General features: G+C 40.0%; 1 protein-coding gene and 1 pseudogene. Both read left to right on the top strand.

The features are described from left to right. Positions 1-792: pseudogene (locus tag V5N63_RS11840) on the top strand (OstA-like protein); the annotation flags it as partial. 10 nt (positions 793-802) lie between these two features. Next, a complete protein-coding gene (locus V5N63_RS11835; RefSeq protein ID WP_332019531.1) occupies positions 803-1414 on the top strand; it encodes a hypothetical protein in 612 nt (203 codons plus the stop codon). The last annotated feature ends 290 nt before the right edge of the window (positions 1415-1704 follow it).

Below are 1704 nucleotides of genomic sequence, written 5' to 3'. Positions count from 1 at the left end.
AAAGATTCCATGTATTTTTCTGCGCAGCGGATCCTGGCTTACCAAAAGCTGGACGCAAACGATCCTTTGAAGAAAAAAAGCTTCCTCAGGGCCTACCGGAAAGCCAGAATGTACAAGTCAAACATTCAGGTTAGAGCAGATTCCCTAAGTTTTAATGAAACCGACGGCATCATGCATCTCTTCGGAAAACCCATTGCGTGGAGTGGTGAAAAGCAGGTCACTGGCGATAAAATTGAAGCCTATTTCGACACCGAAAATGAATACATCGATTCTTTGAAAGTGGTGGGAAATGCCTTCGCGATCAGCAAAGCAGATTCATTAAACTTGAAGGATGAATTCAACCAGATTAAAGGCAAGCTGATGACCGTTTATTACAAGGAAAACCAAATAAGTCTGGCCAAAGTCATCGGTAATGCACAGGCCATTACCTATGCCGATGATACGAACGAAAAAACCAAAGAAACCGAAAGGATAGGAGTTGCGCTTTCTACCTGTGGCACAATAGAAGCGGAGTTTGAGGAAAACAAAGTGCAGATTATTTCCTGCAATGTCGGAGCTAATACCGATGTCTATCCGATGAGTAAAATTGCGAGGGAAAAACGGTTTTTCCCCGATTTTAACTGGAATACCAAAGACCGTCTCCGTAAATGGCAGGACATTTTCCTTGATACACCAGAGTACGAAGAAATAAAGTACGAACCAGCCGATTACCTCTATAACCAGGCCCAGAAAGCCATCGATGATGCTAAGGCAAAAGAGGAAGCCAAGAAACCTAAGAGGGTCAGAAAATAAATACATTTGAATGAAAAAGTTCTTGAAATTAATATTTTTACTGTTCTCTGTGGCAGTTCTTTCGGCTCAAAGCACCACTCAGGACGAAAAACTTTGGAGTAATCTAAGCAAACTCACAATAGCAGATTACCAAATTACGACGGATAATTTAGACAATCCAGTAAAAAGTCAGATCAGTTTATCGTGGCAGTTGATGGGTTTCAGTGTACTCAATAAAAATTTTAACCAGAATGTAACCAATAAATTTATACGGTCGGCATCAATAATTAATCCAAATCTTAAAAATATACACGACGTCCTAAGCTATCAGCAAATCAATTTCGATATGGCTGAAGTTTACGCCCGCAAAATGAGGAAAGAGCTTTTTTTACATAAGGCTAAACTATGGAAGGGATTCGATTATGCGAGTCAAATATTGAACGACAATTTAAATGAGTTTTATAAAGTGCAGCTCCTGATGGACCGAGATACAAACGGAGGCTTGGAAGCTGAAAAGGTAAAGAAGTGGAAAGATCTTATCGATACAGAAATCAACAATAATCAGCAGTTTGATTTTAATAATACCGAAAAAATAAAAATTGATAAAAATTCCACGGAATCAGAACAGAAAGTGTTGCTTTGATTTGTTCCCGTCGGAATAATAATTTTATTTGGGCGCCTATTTCCGTCCTCCGTTCCCGCTTTTTTGTTCGTCGTTCCTCCTCACAAAAAGAGCTCCACTCAGGCCGGGGCGCATACTGCGGGCGAAGATAAGCGTGAAATAGTTTGCATCGTTCTGAAGGAAAGCGATGAGTGTTGAAAAATTTATATGAATAGGAGGCGTTCCGTAGGAACGCGATGTGTGTAGAGATGAAATAACATAACAGCGGTGCGTTCCGTAGGAACGCTATGTTTTTTAAAATATAAAACCGA

Origin of the sequence: Kaistella sp., from assembly GCF_032060305.1 — a bacterium.
Lineage (GTDB): Bacteria > Bacteroidota > Bacteroidia > Flavobacteriales > Weeksellaceae > Kaistella > Kaistella yananensis.
Note: the sequence above shows the minus strand (reverse complement) of the source record. Positions and strands in the feature narration are given on the sequence as shown.

Coding starts and splice junctions, on each gene's coding strand:
- V5N63_RS11835 (WP_332019531.1), top strand. CDS start 803: ATGAAAAAGTTCTTGAAATTAATATTTTTACTGTTCTCTGTGGCAGTT.